We start from the raw sequence: 14,199 nt of genomic DNA on the forward strand, positions 1-14,199 counted from the left end.
ACACTGCGCAACATGACAACCATTTCCGATCCATCCGGCGAACTCCACCCCGTCGACGCAGCCGTGGCGCTGCAAACCACGGGCGACGGGTCGATGCTCGGTGCCATGCACCCGGCCTGGAACAACATGGTGGGGCCATTCGGTGGGATCACCGCCGCGACGGCACTCAACGCGGTGCTCAAGCATCCGGCGCTGCTGGGAACGCCGGTCTCGCTCACCGTCAACTATGCGAGTGCCATCGCGCCCGGTCCGTTCACGCTGCGTGCGGAGCCCGCGCGCACCAACCGCTCGACGCAGCACTGGACAATCATGCTCATGCAGGCCAACGCTGACGGCAAGCCTGAAGTGGCACTCACGGGAACGGCCGTCACCGCCGCACGCCGCGGGACCTGGAGCGCCGACGACCTGCACATGCCCGACATTCCGCCAGCAGATGGCGTGAAGCGCTTTCTGGTACCCGGCGTCGAATGGGTGAACCGCTTCGACCTGCGCATCGTCGAAGGTGCGCTGCCCACCACGTGGGAAGGCCAGGGCGACGCGAGCCGCACCCGCATGTGGCTGCGTGACGTGCCGCCGCGCCCGGTCGATCATCTCGCGCTCGCGTCGCTGGCCGATGCGTTTTATCCGCGTGTGTGGTTGCGGCGCGCGCAGCGCGTGCCGGCGGGCACGGTGTCGATGACGGTGTATTTCCACGCGGATGCGGCGGCGCTCGAACGCACCGGCACCGGCTGGCTGCTCGGGCAGGCGCAGGCGCAAGGCATGCACAACGGCTTCTTCGACCAGAAAGCCGAACTGTGGAACGAGGCGGGCGACCTGCTGGTCACCTCGCACCAGATCGTCTATTACAAGGAGTGAGCATGGCGTCGCGCAATCCGGTTGCACTGGTCATCGGCGCGGGCGACGCCACCGGCGGCGCGATCGCGCGGCGCTTCGCGCGCGGCGGCTACACGGCCTGCGTGACGCGCCGCAGCCTGGACAAGCTGCAGCCGCTGGTGGAGCAGATCCGCGCCGAAGGCGGGCAGGCGCAGGGTTTCGCATCCGACGCGCGCCAGGAGGAAGAAGTCGTGGCGCTCATCGAGCAGATTGAATCGAATGTCGGACCCATCGAAGTGCTGGTGTTCAACATCGGTGCGAACGTACCGAGCAGCATCCTGGATGAAACCGCACGCAAGTATTTCAAGATCTGGGAGATGGCGTGCCTCTCGGGCTTCCTCAATGCGCGTGAGGTGGCAAAACGCATGGTGGCGCGCGAGGGCGACGGGCACAAAGGCACGATCCTCTTCACCGGTGCCACGGCCTCGTTGCGCGGCGCGAGCGGCTTTGCGGCCTTTGCCGGTGCCAAGCACGCCTTGCGCGCGCTGGCGCAGAGCATGGCGCGCGAACTGGGGCCGCGTGGCATCCACGTCGCGCATGTGGTGGTGGACGGCGCAATCGACACGGAATTCATCCGCGAGAATTTTCCCGAACGTTATGCGCTGAAAGATCAGGACGGGATCCTCAACCCGGAGCACATCGCGGAGAACTACTGGATGCTGCACAGGCAGCCGCGCGACGCATGGACCCATGAGCTCGACCTGAGGCCGTGGTCCGAGAAGTTCTGACGACCCGACAAGAAAGGCAAGGAGACAACAATGAGCAAGACAGTGGAGTTCTGGTTCGACGTGGGCAGCCCCGCGTCGTACCTGGCGTGGACGCAACTGCCGTCGATCTGCAGCGACGCGGGCGCTGCGCTGTCATACAAGCCCATGCTGCTGGGCGGCGTGTTCCAGGCCACGGGCAATCACTCGCCCGCGACGATTCCGGCCAAGGGCAAGTACATGTTCGAAGACCTCACCTTGTTCGCGCAGCGGTACGGTGTGCCGTTCCGGAACAACCCGCATTTCCCCGTGAACACGCTCATGCTGATGCGCGGCGCAGCGGGACTGCAGGCGCAGCAGCCAGCCAGGCTCCTGCCCTACCTCGATGCCGTGTTCAGGGCGATGTGGGTGGACACGCTGGACATGAACGACCCTGCCATCGTCGGCAAGGTACTGCACAAGGCCGGCTTCGACCCGCAGGCGCTGCTCGCGCTCACGCAGGACGCGCAAGTCAAGGAGCAACTCAAGACCGTCACCGCCGAGGCCGTTTCGCGCGGCGTCTTCGGCGCACCCACCATGTTCGTCGGCAGCCGGATGTTCTGGGGCCAGGACCGACTCGATTTCGTGAAGGAAGCATTGCAATGAGCGACAACACCGACATCCTCGTCCACACCGAAGCCGGTGTGACCACCCTCACCATCAACCGCGTGGACAAGAAGAACTCGTTCACCGCCGTCATGTACGGCGCAATGGCCGACGCACTCGCTGCCGCCGAGCAGGACCCGGCCGTGCGCGTGCTGATCATCCAGGGCCACGAAGCGATCTTCAGCGCGGGCAACGACATCGGCGACTTCCTCAACAGCCCGCCCGCCGGGCAGGACGCGCCGGTGTTCCGCTTCCTGCGTGGTATCGCGTCGTTCCCCAAGCCGCTCATCGCGGCGGTGTGCGGTCCGGCCGTGGGCGTGGGCACCACGCTGCTGTTCCATTGCGACCTGGTCTATGCCGGCGACAACGCCGCGTTCTCCATGCCCTTCGTGAACCTGGGCCTGTGTCCCGAAGCCGCGTCCAGCCTGCTGGTGCCGCAGATGATGGGTTACCACCGCGCGGCCGAAGCGCTGCTGCTGGGCGAGCCGTTCATGGCCGAGGCCGCGCTCGAGGTCGGGCTGGTGAACCGCGTCGTCGCACCGGCGGAAGCCACGACTCTCGCACTTGCCACCGCGCGCAAGCTCGCGGCCAAGCCGCTCTCATCGCTGGTGGAAACCAAGCGGCTCATGAAGAAGGGCAGCGCGCAGCAGGTGGAACGCCAGATGATGGAAGAAGCGGAGAGCTTCGGCCGCATGCTGCGCGAGCCCGCGGCGAAAGAAGCCTTCGGCGCGTTCATGGAGCGCCGCAAGCCGGACTTCAGCAAGATCTGACCCGCAACGACGACAGCGACAACAACAAGGAGACAAGGACATGACCACCCCGCAGCGCTCGCTCAAGGGCAAGACCCTGTTCATCACCGGCGCGTCGCGCGGCATCGGCCTGTCGATCGCGAAACGCGCGGCAGCTGACGGTGCCAACATCGTGGTGGTCGCCAAGACCACCGACCCCAACCCCAAGCTGCCCGGCACCATCCACAGCGCGGCGGAAGAGATCCGTGCAGCAGGCGGGCAGGCGCTGCCGCTGGCGGTCGACATCCGCGACGACGAAGCCGTGGCTGCGGCGGTTGCCGAAGCGGTGAAGACCTTCGGCGGCATCGACATCCTGGTCAACAACGCCAGCGCCATCAGCCTCACCGACACCGAACAGACGCCGATGAAGCGCTTCGACCTGATGCACGGCATCAACGCGCGCGGAACCTTCGCCTGCACGCAGGCCTGTCTGCCGGAGCTGAAGAAATCGGCCGCCGCCGGGCGCAACCCGCACGTGCTGACCATGTCGCCGCCGCTGTCGATGAAGACGCACTGGTTCGCACCGCACACGGCCTACAGCATGGCCAAGTACGGCATGAGCATGTGCACGCTCGGCCATGCGGGCGAGTTCCGGCGTTACGGCATCGGCGTCAACAGCCTGTGGCCGCGCACGGCCATCGCCACAGCTGCGCTGCAGATGATCCCGGGCGTGGACCTGAAGCTCTGCCGCACGCCGGAAATCCTGTCGGATGCGGCGTACCTCATCCTCACCGGCCCGTCGTCCGAGACGGGCAATTTCCACATCGACGACACGCTGCTTGCGCAGCACGGCATCACCGACCTGGACAAGTACGCCGTGACGCCGGGCAACCGGAATTTCATCCCCGACTTCTTCGTGGATTGAGTTACGCGGACTGAACGGTCGCTGTCTTCCCGATCGCCGACAATGCGGCCTCCAAACGGAGCAGCAGGACATTCATGAGTGACGCGATCGAGGCCGCAAAGAAGCACTTCCTGGAGGGCGTGGCGCACTTCGAGGCCAAACGCCTCGAAGAAGCCGACCGTGCCTTCTCCGCGGCGCACAAGCTGGTGCCGGACCGACCCTCCGTGCTGACCAACCTGGGGGCCGTGCGCCTGCAGCTCGGCCGGCCCGAAGAGGCCGTGCCCTTGCTCGCCCAGGCCACGGCGCTCGAACCCGACAACCTGCAGGCCTGGGCGCACCTGGGTATCGCACAGGCGGAAACGGGCGATCTCGACCAGGCCGTGGTCAGCTTCGACAAGGCGCTCGGCATCGACGGCAAGAGCGCCGTGCTGTGGACGCATCGCGGCACGGCATTGCGCGAGATGGGTCATCTGCCCGAAGCGGTGAAGAGCTTCGAGCAGGCACGCGAGCACGGGGCAGACCCGCATGTCATCGGCTATTTCCTCGCGTCCATGCAGGGCGGCGAGGCGCCGCCCTCGCCGCCGCGCGCGTATGTCGAGAACCTGTTCGACCGCTATGCGGACGACTTCAGCGACCACCTGGTCGAGGTGCTGGGCTACCGCGCGCCGGAAGAGCTGATCGATGGCCTCGCGCCGCTGGGCGCACGCTGGTTCGACGACGTGCTCGATCTGGGCTGCGGCACGGGCCTGTGCGGACCTCTGCTCAAGGGCATGGCGAGCCGCATCGATGGCGTGGACCTGTCCGCGCGCATGCTGGCGCAGGCACGCGGACTCGGCGTCTACAGCGAACTCGTGCATGCCGACATCGTCGAATGGCTCAAAACCGCGAGGCAACCGTACGACCTGGTGCTGGCGGTCGACGTCTTCATCTACGTCGGCGCACTCGAATCCGTTTTCGCCGACGTGGGGCGTCTGCTCAAGCCGGGCGGCATGTTCGCTTTCACTGTCGAAGAGAACACGCGCACCGCGGGTGTGAACCCGCAGGAACTGCAGCTCATGCCCAGCCTGCGGTACGCGCACCCCGAAGCCTATGTGCGCCGCGTGGCGGCCGATGCCGGTCTGCAGGTGCGTGCCATGCACCGCGCGCCGCTGCGGCAGGACCAGGCGCAGCCCGTACCCGGCGCCTATTACTATCTGTCCAAGCCCTGATTCGGGCGCGGAGCACGCCATGCCCTACATGCTGTTCATCGTCGAGCCCACCGGCCAGCGCGCCACCCGCACCGAAGCGGAGGGGCGCGCCGTCTACGACCGGATGCTCGCCTTTGGCGCTGATCTGAAGTCGCGTGGCCTGCTGCTGGCCGCCGAATCGCTCACCTCCGAGGGCGATGCCACCCGCATCCAGCAGCGCGAGGGCAAGGCCAGCCGGCTGGACGGCCCCTTCGCCGAAGCCAAGGAAATGGTGGGAGGCTTCTTCCTGATCGACTGCGCCACGCGCGAGGAAGCCGAGGCCATCGCCCGTACCTGCCCGGCGGCCGAATGGGCCACGGTGGAAGTGCGCGGCCTGGGGCCCTGTTTCATGTAAATTTTCTCCGGGCGTGTCGAGTCCGGCCCGGCTGCTTCGTCGTGGGTATGTCAACCAACCGAAACGAAGGAGATTTCCATGCACTCGAACATGTTCGTCAACCTGCCCATCCGTGACATGGCCCGCACGCGCGCCTTCTACGAGAAGGTGGGCTACAGCTTCAACCCGCAGTTCACCAACGAGCAGGGCGCCTGCATGGTCGTGGGCGAGAACATCTTCGTCATGCTGCTGGTGGAAAGCTTCTTCCAGACCTTCACGAAAAAGCCCATCTCCGACGCCACGAAAAGCACCGAAGTGCTGGTGTGCGTGTCCTGCAACAGCCGGGCCGAAGTCGACGAGATCGTCGCCAGGGCGGTGGCAGCCGGTGCGAAGACGCCCAATGCGCCGCAAGACCATGGTTTCATGTACAGCCACGGCTATGAAGACCTGGACGGCCACATCTGGGAACTGGCCTACATGGACATGGCCGCCTTCCCCGGAGCCTGACGTCGCGCGGCAACGCCGTCGCGCGATACTCCGGCCATGCACTCCAGCACCCACCATGCGATCGATGCGGCCTGGCGACGCGAATCCGCGAAGATCATCGCGGGCATCGCCCGCATGGTGCGCGACGTTGGCCTGGCCGAAGAACTCGCGCAGGACGCGCTGGTCGCCGCACTGGAGCACTGGCCGAAGGACGGTGTGCCCGACAACCCGGCCGCCTGGCTGATGGCCACCGCCAGGAACCGCGCGCTCGACCGGCTGCGCCGCAACAAGTCGCTGGACGAGAAGATCGAGCAACTCGGCCAGGACATGCAGGCACAGCAACTCGACCGCGTGCCCGACTTCGTCGATTCGCTCGACGACAACCGGCCCGGCCAGATTGCCGACGACCTGCTCCGGCTGATCTTCACGGCCTGCCACCCGGTGCTGTCCACCGAGGCGCGCGTGGCGCTCACGCTGCGGTTGATGGGGGGCCTGACCACGCACGAAATCGCGCGGGCCTTCCTTGTCCCCGAGCCCACCATCGCGCAACGCATCGTGCGCGCCAAGCGCACGCTGACCGAAGCGAAGGTGCCGTTCGAGGTGCCGCACGGCGATGCGCTCGCCGAGCGCCTGGCCTCGGTGCTCGAAGTGGTCTACCTGGTCTTCAACGAGGGCTACACGGCCACCGAGGGCGACCAGTGGATGCGCCCGGCGCTCACGCAGGAGGCGTTGCGACTGGGCCGGCTGCTGGCCGGACTTTCGCCGCAGGCGTCCGAGGTGCATGGCCTCTGTGCCCTGATGGAGTTGCAGGCCTCGCGCGCCGAGGCGCGCATCGACACCGAAGGCAAGCCGGTGCTGCTGCTCGAGCAGGATCGCAGCCGCTGGGACCGTACGCTGATCCAGCGCGGCCTCGTGGCGCTCGAGCGTTCGCTGGTGCTGCTGGAGCAGCAATCCGCGCTCGCGGGCCCCTACACGCTGCAGGCCGCCATCGCCGCCTGCCATGCGCGCGCGGCCGAGGCGGGCGACACGGACTGGAGGCAGATTGCGGCGATCTACGCCACGCTGGCGCACGTGGCGCCATCGCCCGTGGTGGAGCTCAACCGGGCGGTGGCCGTGGGCATGGCCGACGGACCGCAGGCGGGGCTGGACATCATCGACTTGCTGAACGACGACAAACACCTGAAAAACTACCAGTGGCTGCCCAGCGTGCGCGGCGATCTGCTGGCCAGACTCGGCCGGCATGCCGAGGCGCGCGACGAGTTCCTGCGCGCGGCGGGCCTCGCGCGCAATGCGCAGGAGAAGCAGTTGTTGCTGGCGCGCGCCGGATCGTCTGCGCGATTGTTGTAACGATCTGCCGGCTTGGGTCTAATGTCGTGAATTCCATGGGACGGGACCCGACATGACAGACAGCAACGCCAGCCCGCACGGCGGCATCAGCCTCGAAGACGCGGCGTACCACACCGGCCACGACTTCCCCGGCGGCGTGCCGGCGCTCGCGCAGCGCATGGCGATGAGCCCGAACACGCTGCAGCACAAGCTGGACCCCCGCAACACCACGCACAAGCTCAGCCTGAGGGAAGCGCAGGAGATGCAGGCCATCACGCAGGACTTCCGCGTGCTGCATGCGATGGCGGCGTCCAACGGCTTCATCGCGTTGTCGCTGGGTCACACGGCCAGCGGCACGACCATCAGCGAAGTGCTGGCCATGGTCAAGGAATTCGGCGACGTGCTCACGGCGGTGAATGCCGCGTTGGAAGACGGCAAGGTGTCGCTCAATGAAATGCGTGAATGCGAGCGCCAGTCGGCCGAACTGTTCGCTGCTGTCAACAGCATGCTGCGCACGGTGCGCAGCCTCATGCCCCGGCAGCCGGCCTGAACCTGCAAGACCTTTGTCGACCGCGTACCAACTGGGGATCCGGATTGAAGAAAAACGCAAGCAGCGCATCGTTCGAGCCCGAGTTCATCGAGGGCATCACCGAGATGTTCGAACAGAAGATCGTCTTCAACCGCACGCTGGGCCTGAAGATCGTGTCGATGGCGCCGGATGGCCGTGTGGCCGGGCGCATCGACATGAAGCCTGAACTGGTGGGTCACTTCGCCTACAACCGCCTGCACGGCGGGGTGTCGAGCGCGGCGATGGATGCGATGGCGGGTCTCGCAGTGATGACCGCGATCGGCGGCCGCCACCTCGACGAAAGTCCGGCGCATCGGCTGCAGCGCTTCGCCAAGCTGGGCACCATCGACCTGCGCATCGACTACCTGCGTCCGGCCATCAGCGACCACTTCGAGGTGCGTGCCGAAGTGCTGCGCCTGGGTTCGCGCGTGGCGTCCACGCGCATGGAGTTGCTGGGTGCCGACGGCAAGCTGCTGTGTGTCGGCGCCGGCGCCTACATCGTCTCCTGATCCGGCTGCTGCTTCTCGTCGTTTCCGCCCTCGGCACGGGCGCGCGCGCGCGCCAGGATGTCCCAGCTCACGAGGAACATGGCTGCGATCACCGGGCCGATGACGAAGCCGTTGAGCCCGAAGATCGCCAGGCCACCCAGGGTGGCAATGAGGATCAGGTAGTCGGGCATGCGCGTGTCCTTGCCCACCAGGATGGGGCGCAGGACGTTGTCCACCAGCCCGATGGCCAGCACGCCCCACAGCGTGAGCGCCACGGCCTGGATGATGGCGCCTGTGGCCAGGAAGTAGATGGCAACAGGTGCCCACACCAGCGCCGCACCCACCGCGGGCAACAGCGACAGCAGCGCCATCACGCCACCCCACAGCAGCGGGCCGGGAACGCCCAGCGCCCAGAAGGCCAGGCCTCCGAGCATGCCCTGCACCAGCGCAACGACGACGTTGCCCTTCACCGTGGCGCGAACCACGGTGGCGAACTGCGTCAGCAGGCGCTGGGTGTCGTCGCGCCGCAGCGGGATGGCGCGCTCCACCGAAGCGGTGAGCGAGATCCCGTCGCGCAGCAGGAAGAACAGGATGTACAGCATCACGAAGAAGCTGACGATGAAGTCCAGCGCGTTCTGCCCGATCGTGAGCACGCGCGCGGTGAGCGCCTGGCCGCTTTGGGCGAGGCTGGCTATCACCTTCTGCTGCAGCAGCGCGAGGTCGCCCAGGCCGAAGCGGTCGAGCAGCGAACGCACCCAGTCGGGCAGGAAGTTCACGGCCTGCTGGAAGTACTGGGCCGGCTGCACCGAGCCCGCGCGCAGCCGCTCGGCCAGCGCCGCGCCCTCGGTCACCACCGAGGCGGCCACCAGCCCCAGGGGCAGGATGACCACCACCAGGATGCCCAGCAGCGAGAGCAGCGCCACCAGTGTCGGCTGGCGTGGCCAGCGCGCGAGCAGCCTGGCATGGAGGGGCCAGAAGGTGATGGCGATGAAGATCGACCAGCACACCGCGCCGAAGAACGGCCAGAGGATGAGTGCGAACAGCAGGCTGGCGCCCAGCACCACCCACAGCAACGACTTGAATTCGAACAGCGGATCGGTCTTCACCGGGGCTACGATGACTTTGGCGTCCGCGGAGCCCTGCGTTTCCTGCGGCGGCTTGCGGCGGCGCCTGCGGGGCGGGCGGTCCGTGTCTCTGGGGTCGCCGTTGTCGGGGTTGCGTGGGTCGGCCATGTATCGATGCAGGAGGATGCGGCGCTTCGGCCGGGGCACCAGATTAACACCAACGTCGCCTGTGGCAGCGCGGAAACGGGCAACTGGGGGTGGCGGCCTCGGGCGGGCGTCGCCATTCGGACGGGTTCAGCGCGGGATCGTGCGCGGGCGGCCTTCGTCGTCGATGGCCACGTAGGTCAGCGTGGCCTCCGTCACCTTGACGAACTGGCCCTGGAACCCGATGCGTTCTGCAAACACTTCCACCAGCACGGTGATCGAGGTATTGCCGATGCGCACGATCGACGAGAAGAACGACAGCAGGTCGCCCACGCGGACCGGCTGCTTGAAGATGAATTCCTTGACTGCCACCGTCGCCATGCGGCCCTGGACGTGGCGCGCGGGGATGACCGAGCCTGCCAGATCGACCTGCGCCATCACCCAGCCGCCGAAGATGTCGCCATTGGCGTTGCAGTCGGCCGGCATGGGGATGACCTTGAGTACCAGTTCCTTGTCGATGGGCAAGGCAGTGGTGGGCAGGCTTGAAGCGTCGGACATGGGCACAATCTGGAAAGAAAACCCCCGATTGTCCCGCAATGAGCCGTTCCGGCGAACTTTCCTCCACTTCCCCGTCAGCCAGCATGCAGCCTTCTGCTGCCGCGCCTGCCCCTGCGCCCGCCTCCGACTGGGCGACGCTTGCACGCCTGCTGCCGTACCTGTGGCAATACAAATGGCGCGTGGTGTTCGCGCTGGCCTTCATGGTGGCGGCCAAGGTGGCCAACGTCGGCGTGCCCCTGTTGCTGAAGAGCCTGGTCGATGCGATGAGCATCAAACCCGGCGACGTGACGGCGGTGCTGGTCGTGCCGGTCAGCCTGCTGATGGCTTATGGTCTGCTGCGCCTGTCCACCTCGCTCTTCACCGAACTGCGTGAACTCGTCTTTGCCAAGGCCACGCAGGGCGCGGCGCGCAGCATCGCGCTGCAGACCTTCGAGCACCTGCATGCATTGAGCCTTCGCTTCCATCTGGAACGCCAGACCGGCGGCATGACGCGCGACATCGAGCGCGGCGTGCGCGGCATCGAATCGCTGATCTCGTATTCGCTCTACAGCATCGTTCCCACGCTGGTGGAAGTGGCGCTGGTGCTGTCCATCCTCGCGGTGAAGTTCGACGCTTGGTTCGCGTGGATCACGCTGTGTGCACTGGCGGTCTACATCGTCTTCACCGTGACGGTGACCGAATGGCGCACCCAGTTCCGCAAGCAGGCCAACGAATTCGATTCGGCCGCGCACACGCGCGCCATCGATTCGCTGCTGAACTACGAGACGGTCAAGTACTTCAACAACGAAGGCTTCGAGGCGCGGCGCTACGACGAAAGCCTGGAGCGGCTGCGCATCGCGCGGCTCAAGAGCCAGACCACGCTGTCCATCCTCAACACGGGGCAGCAACTCATCATCGCGATTGCGCTGGTCGCGATGTTGTGGCGCGCGACGCAGGGCGTGGTGGCCGGGACCATGACGCTGGGTGACCTGGTGATGGTCAACGCCTTCATGATCCAGCTCTACATACCGCTCAACTTCCTGGGCGTGATCTACCGTGAGATCAAGCAGAGCCTGACCGACCTGGAGAAGATGTTCTCGCTCATGGAACGCGAGCGCGAGGTGGCCGATGCGCCGGACGCGCAGCCGCTGGACGCGACGCGCGGCAGCGCAGTGCGCTTCGAACATGTCGATTTCGCCTATGAGGCGTCAAGACCCATCCTGCACGACGTGAGCTTCGAGATTCCCGAAGGCAGGACCGTGGCCGTGGTCGGCCCGTCGGGCTCGGGCAAGTCGACGCTGGCGCGGCTGATGTTCCGTTTCTACGATATCCAGCAGGGGCGCATCACCATCGGCGGACAGGACATCCGCAGCGTCACGCAGGGCAGCGTGCGCGCGGCCATCGGCATCGTGCCGCAGGACACCGTGCTGTTCAATGACACGGTGGCCTACAACATCGGCTACGGCAAGCCCGGTGCGACGCGCCAGGAGATCGAGCAGGCGGCAGGGGCTGCGCGCATCCACGGCTTCATCAGCAGCACGCCCAAGGGCTACGAGACGATGGTGGGCGAGCGCGGCCTCAAGCTTTCGGGCGGCGAGAAGCAGCGCGTGGCGATCGCGCGCACGCTGCTGAAAGACCCCGCCGTCCTCATCTTCGACGAGGCCACATCCGCGCTGGACAGCGCGAACGAACGCGCCATCCAGGCCGAGCTGCGCGATGCCGCGCGCAACAAGACCACGCTGGTCATCGCGCACCGCCTGTCCACCGTGGTGGACGCGCATGAAATCCTGGTGCTCGACGTCGGCCGCATCGTCGAACGCGGCACGCATGATGAACTGCTGGCGCTGGACGGCCGCTACGCGCAGATGTGGCGCGTGCAGAAGAACGGCACGGGTTCGAGCAGCACGGGTTCACCGGCCCATCCAATATCTTCCGGAGTGGTACCCCAGTGACTGAAAAAATCCCCCTGCTGGTCATCAGCCCCCTGTTGCCCGAACACGAGGCGAGGTTGGCCGACCTGTTCGACCTGACCTATGCGCCTACGCCGGACAAGCGCGCTGCCGCGCTGACCAGGGACGGCGCGAGATTCCGCGCACTGCTCACCATCGGGGTGATCCCCGTGAGTGAGGAAGAAATCGCCGCGATGCCCGCGCTCGAGCTCGCGTGCTGCATGGGCGTCGGCTATGAAGGGTTGCCGATGGCGGCATTGCGCGCGCGCGGCATCGTCACCGCCAACGGGGCCGGCACCAACGAGAACACGGTCGCCGACCACACCTTCGGGCTGATCATCGGCATCGTGCGCAACATCCGGCTGCTGGACCAGCAATGCCGCGCCGGCATCTGGCGCGACGCCGTGCCGCAGCCGCCACAGGTGTCGGGCCGTCGGCTGGGCATCTTCGGCATGGGCAGCATCGGTCGCCAGATCGCGCGCCGCGCGGCGGGCTTCGACATGCCGATCGGGTATCACAACCGCAAGCCGATGGAAGGCTCGACGGATACGTACTTCGACGATGTCGTCAAACTGGCCGAATGGGCGGACATCCTCGTGTGCGTGGCGCCCGGTGGTCCCGCGACGCGCCACAAGATCAACGCACAGGTGCTGGACGCGCTCGGGCCCACGGGCTATCTCGTCAACGTGGGCCGGGGCAGCCTGGTCGATACCGACGCCCTGGCTGCCGCGTTGCGCGACCGCCGCATTGCGGGAGCCGCAATCGATGTCTACGAGAGCGAACCCCACCCGCCGCAACAGCTGATCGGGCTGGACAACCTCATCATCACGCCGCACCTGGCGGGTTGGTCGCCCGAGGCCACGCAGAACAGCATCAACCGGTTCATTGCGAACGCACAGGGGCATTTCGAAGGCCGGGGCGTGGTGTCGCCGATCTGACGCGATGCGACCTCATGGCGCGGCCCATAATCGCCCGTCATGGAAACCAAATGGCTCGAAGACTTCGTCAGCCTGGCCGAGACGCGCAGCTTCAGCCGGTCTGCCACGTTGCGGCATGTGACGCAGCCCGCGTTCAGCCGGCGTATCCAGGCGCTCGAAGCCTGGGCCGGCACGGACCTGGTGGACCGCAGCTCGTACCCGACCAGCCTCACGCCGGCGGGTGAAACGCTCTACGCGCAGTCGCTCGAAATCCTGCAGTCGCTGCAGAGCACGCGGGCCATGCTGCGCGGCCATTCGGCGGCGGCGCAGGATGTCATCGAGTTCGCCGTGCCTCACAGCCTGGCGTTCACCTTTTTCCCCGCATGGGTCAGCAGCCTGCGCGAGACCTTCGGCCCCATCAAGAGCCGGCTGATCGCGCTCAACGTGCACGACGCGGTGATGCGGCTGGTGGAAGGCAACTGCGACCTGCTCATTTCCTTCCACCATGTGTCGCAGCCTTTTCAGCTCGACGCCGACCGCTACGAGATGCTCACGCTTGGTCATGAGGTGCTGGCGCCCTATGTGAAGCCGGACGCGGAGGGTGAACCCCAGTACCGCCTGCCCGGGCGGCCCGGCCATCCGCTGCCATACCTGGGGTATGCGCCGGGCGCTTACCTCAGCCGCATGGTGGACCAGCTGCTCAAGGATTCGGGCACGCCCATCCATCTGGACCGTGTGTACGAGACCGACATGGCCGAAGGCCTGAAGGCCATGGCGCTGGAGGGGCACGGCATCGCCTTCCTGCCGCAGAGTGCGGTGAAGAAGGAAGTGCGCGCCCGCAAGCTCGTGAATGCCGCGCCGGGTCTCGCCGAACTCGAGATGCCGCTCGAAATCCGCATCTGCCGCGAAAAGCCGGTGGCCGTGAATGGCCGTGAAGCGTCTGCGCCCAAGCGTGCAGCGCAAGCGTTGTGGGAATTCCTGCAGGCTGCAAGAAAGCCTGCGGGCTGACGCTGGCCTGACCCCCGCTTCTGGCCGACATGCAAAAAACGCATGAACTGGAATCCATTTTGCATTGGCCTGCAAAACGCGGGAAACCTACAGTGCGGCCACCGCTGGAAGCGGCGCCTGCCCGGCAGGTGCTACTGACAGCGGCTGACGCTCCGTAGTTACCCTATCCACGTCAGGCACAAAGACTGCTTACTCTGGGTACCGCATGACGAATCCACAAGAAATGCACCAATTCAGAGCCCTCCTCCAAAAGGGTGCGGTCTTGGCCCGGTTGGGGGCCATTGCAGCAGATTTGCCC

At 66.3% G+C, this 14,199-nt stretch carries 16 protein-coding genes; 14 read left to right on the top strand and 2 right to left on the bottom strand.

Annotation, left to right across the window (positions count from 1 at the left end; all coding sequences use genetic code 11):
• Positions 1-12 precede the first annotated feature (12 nt).
• The 11 genes from ACO2Q9_RS13300 (at position 13) to ACO2Q9_RS13350 (ending at position 8,303) form a co-directional block, all read left to right on the top strand.
• A complete protein-coding gene (locus ACO2Q9_RS13300; RefSeq protein ID WP_423312123.1) occupies positions 13-855 on the top strand; it encodes an acyl-CoA thioesterase in 843 nt (280 codons plus the stop codon).
• Positions 856-857: 2 nt separating this feature from the next.
• The gene (locus ACO2Q9_RS13305) at positions 858-1,601 is read left to right on the top strand and encodes an SDR family oxidoreductase (RefSeq protein WP_423312126.1); all 744 of its coding nucleotides are present in this window, start codon (positions 858-860) and stop codon (positions 1,599-1,601) included.
• A 30-nt stretch (positions 1,602-1,631) separates the two neighbouring features.
• Complete coding sequence (locus tag ACO2Q9_RS13310; protein WP_423312128.1) at positions 1,632-2,222, top strand: 2-hydroxychromene-2-carboxylate isomerase; 591 nt, start codon at positions 1,632-1,634, stop codon at positions 2,220-2,222.
• Positions 2,219-2,992 carry an enoyl-CoA hydratase gene (locus ACO2Q9_RS13315; protein ID WP_423312129.1) on the top strand — a complete coding sequence of 258 codons (774 nt, stop codon included), beginning with the start codon at positions 2,219-2,221 and terminating at the stop codon, positions 2,990-2,992. The genes ACO2Q9_RS13310 and ACO2Q9_RS13315 overlap by 4 nt, the downstream gene beginning before the upstream one ends.
• A 40-nt stretch (positions 2,993-3,032) precedes the next feature.
• Positions 3,033-3,875, top strand: coding sequence for an SDR family oxidoreductase (locus tag ACO2Q9_RS13320; protein WP_423312131.1), 843 nt, complete (start codon positions 3,033-3,035; stop codon positions 3,873-3,875).
• Positions 3,876-3,907: 32 nt separating this feature from the next.
• On the top strand, positions 3,908-5,062 hold the full coding sequence (locus tag ACO2Q9_RS13325) for a tetratricopeptide repeat protein (protein WP_423312483.1): 1,155 nt from the start codon (positions 3,908-3,910) through the stop codon (positions 5,060-5,062).
• Between the two features lie 19 nt (positions 5,063-5,081).
• Positions 5,082-5,435 carry a YciI family protein gene (locus ACO2Q9_RS13330; RefSeq protein ID WP_423312133.1) on the top strand — a complete coding sequence of 118 codons (354 nt, stop codon included), beginning with the start codon at positions 5,082-5,084 and terminating at the stop codon, positions 5,433-5,435.
• A 78-nt stretch (positions 5,436-5,513) separates the two neighbouring features.
• The gene (locus tag ACO2Q9_RS13335) at positions 5,514-5,921 is read left to right on the top strand and encodes a VOC family protein (protein ID WP_423312135.1); all 408 of its coding nucleotides are present in this window, start codon (positions 5,514-5,516) and stop codon (positions 5,919-5,921) included.
• 36 nt (positions 5,922-5,957) lie between these two features.
• The gene (locus ACO2Q9_RS13340) at positions 5,958-7,247 is read left to right on the top strand and encodes an RNA polymerase sigma factor (RefSeq protein WP_423312137.1); all 1,290 of its coding nucleotides are present in this window, start codon (positions 5,958-5,960) and stop codon (positions 7,245-7,247) included.
• A 52-nt stretch (positions 7,248-7,299) separates the two neighbouring features.
• On the top strand, positions 7,300-7,776 hold the full coding sequence (locus ACO2Q9_RS13345; RefSeq protein WP_423312139.1) for a phage regulatory CII family protein: 477 nt from the start codon (positions 7,300-7,302) through the stop codon (positions 7,774-7,776).
• 104 nt (positions 7,777-7,880) lie between these two features.
• The gene (locus ACO2Q9_RS13350) at positions 7,881-8,303 is read left to right on the top strand and encodes a thioesterase family protein (protein WP_423312484.1); all 423 of its coding nucleotides are present in this window, start codon (positions 7,881-7,883) and stop codon (positions 8,301-8,303) included.
• On the opposite strand, the gene ACO2Q9_RS13355 is transcribed toward ACO2Q9_RS13350, so the two are convergent.
• Positions 8,288-9,514, bottom strand: coding sequence for an AI-2E family transporter (locus ACO2Q9_RS13355; RefSeq protein ID WP_423312141.1), 1,227 nt, complete (start codon positions 9,512-9,514; stop codon positions 8,288-8,290). The two genes, ACO2Q9_RS13350 and ACO2Q9_RS13355, sit on opposite strands and share 16 nt — an antisense overlap.
• A gap of 126 nt (positions 9,515-9,640) precedes the next feature.
• Complete coding sequence (locus ACO2Q9_RS13360; RefSeq protein WP_423312143.1) at positions 9,641-10,048, bottom strand: acyl-CoA thioesterase; 408 nt, start codon at positions 10,046-10,048, stop codon at positions 9,641-9,643.
• A gap of 38 nt (positions 10,049-10,086) precedes the next feature.
• Between ACO2Q9_RS13360 and ACO2Q9_RS13365 the strand changes: the two genes are divergently transcribed.
• Genes ACO2Q9_RS13365 through ACO2Q9_RS13375 form a run of 3 tightly spaced genes read left to right on the top strand, consistent with a single transcriptional unit; the run spans position 10,087 to position 13,901 of the window.
• Positions 10,087-11,979: an ABCB family ABC transporter ATP-binding protein/permease gene (locus tag ACO2Q9_RS13365; protein ID WP_423312145.1), complete on the top strand. Its 1,893-nt coding sequence runs from the start codon at positions 10,087-10,089 to the stop codon at positions 11,977-11,979.
• Positions 11,976-12,914: a 2-hydroxyacid dehydrogenase gene (locus tag ACO2Q9_RS13370; protein ID WP_423312147.1), complete on the top strand. Its 939-nt coding sequence runs from the start codon at positions 11,976-11,978 to the stop codon at positions 12,912-12,914. The genes ACO2Q9_RS13365 and ACO2Q9_RS13370 overlap by 4 nt, the downstream gene beginning before the upstream one ends.
• Before the next feature lie 39 nt (positions 12,915-12,953).
• Positions 12,954-13,901 carry a LysR substrate-binding domain-containing protein gene (locus ACO2Q9_RS13375; protein ID WP_423312150.1) on the top strand — a complete coding sequence of 316 codons (948 nt, stop codon included), beginning with the start codon at positions 12,954-12,956 and terminating at the stop codon, positions 13,899-13,901.
• Positions 13,902-14,199: the final 298 nt, after the last annotated feature.

The sequence above is a fragment of the Variovorax sp. VNK109 genome (assembly GCF_049445855.1).
Classification (GTDB): domain Bacteria; phylum Pseudomonadota; class Gammaproteobacteria; order Burkholderiales; family Burkholderiaceae_C; genus JAGOCV01.

Bases quoted from the DNA above. Each gene is read 5' to 3' on its own strand.
- ACO2Q9_RS13315 (WP_423312129.1), top strand. From the start codon at position 2,219: ATGAGCGACAACACCGACATCCTCGTCCACACCGAAGCCGGTGTGACC.
- ACO2Q9_RS13360 (WP_423312143.1), bottom strand. From the start codon at position 10,048: ATGTCCGACGCTTCAAGCCTGCCCACCACTGCCTTGCCCATCGACAAG.
- ACO2Q9_RS13320 (WP_423312131.1), top strand. From the start codon at position 3,033: ATGACCACCCCGCAGCGCTCGCTCAAGGGCAAGACCCTGTTCATCACC.
- ACO2Q9_RS13355 (WP_423312141.1), bottom strand. From the start codon at position 9,514: ATGGCCGACCCACGCAACCCCGACAACGGCGACCCCAGAGACACGGAC.
- ACO2Q9_RS13310 (WP_423312128.1), top strand. From the start codon at position 1,632: ATGAGCAAGACAGTGGAGTTCTGGTTCGACGTGGGCAGCCCCGCGTCG.
- ACO2Q9_RS13345 (WP_423312139.1), top strand. From the start codon at position 7,300: ATGACAGACAGCAACGCCAGCCCGCACGGCGGCATCAGCCTCGAAGAC.
- ACO2Q9_RS13300 (WP_423312123.1), top strand. From the start codon at position 13: ATGACAACCATTTCCGATCCATCCGGCGAACTCCACCCCGTCGACGCA.
- ACO2Q9_RS13375 (WP_423312150.1), top strand. From the start codon at position 12,954: ATGGAAACCAAATGGCTCGAAGACTTCGTCAGCCTGGCCGAGACGCGC.
- ACO2Q9_RS13340 (WP_423312137.1), top strand. From the start codon at position 5,958: ATGCACTCCAGCACCCACCATGCGATCGATGCGGCCTGGCGACGCGAA.
- ACO2Q9_RS13305 (WP_423312126.1), top strand. From the start codon at position 858: ATGGCGTCGCGCAATCCGGTTGCACTGGTCATCGGCGCGGGCGACGCC.
- ACO2Q9_RS13365 (WP_423312145.1), top strand. From the start codon at position 10,087: ATGAGCCGTTCCGGCGAACTTTCCTCCACTTCCCCGTCAGCCAGCATG.
- ACO2Q9_RS13350 (WP_423312484.1), top strand. From the start codon at position 7,881: ATGTTCGAACAGAAGATCGTCTTCAACCGCACGCTGGGCCTGAAGATC.
- ACO2Q9_RS13330 (WP_423312133.1), top strand. From the start codon at position 5,082: ATGCCCTACATGCTGTTCATCGTCGAGCCCACCGGCCAGCGCGCCACC.
- ACO2Q9_RS13335 (WP_423312135.1), top strand. From the start codon at position 5,514: ATGCACTCGAACATGTTCGTCAACCTGCCCATCCGTGACATGGCCCGC.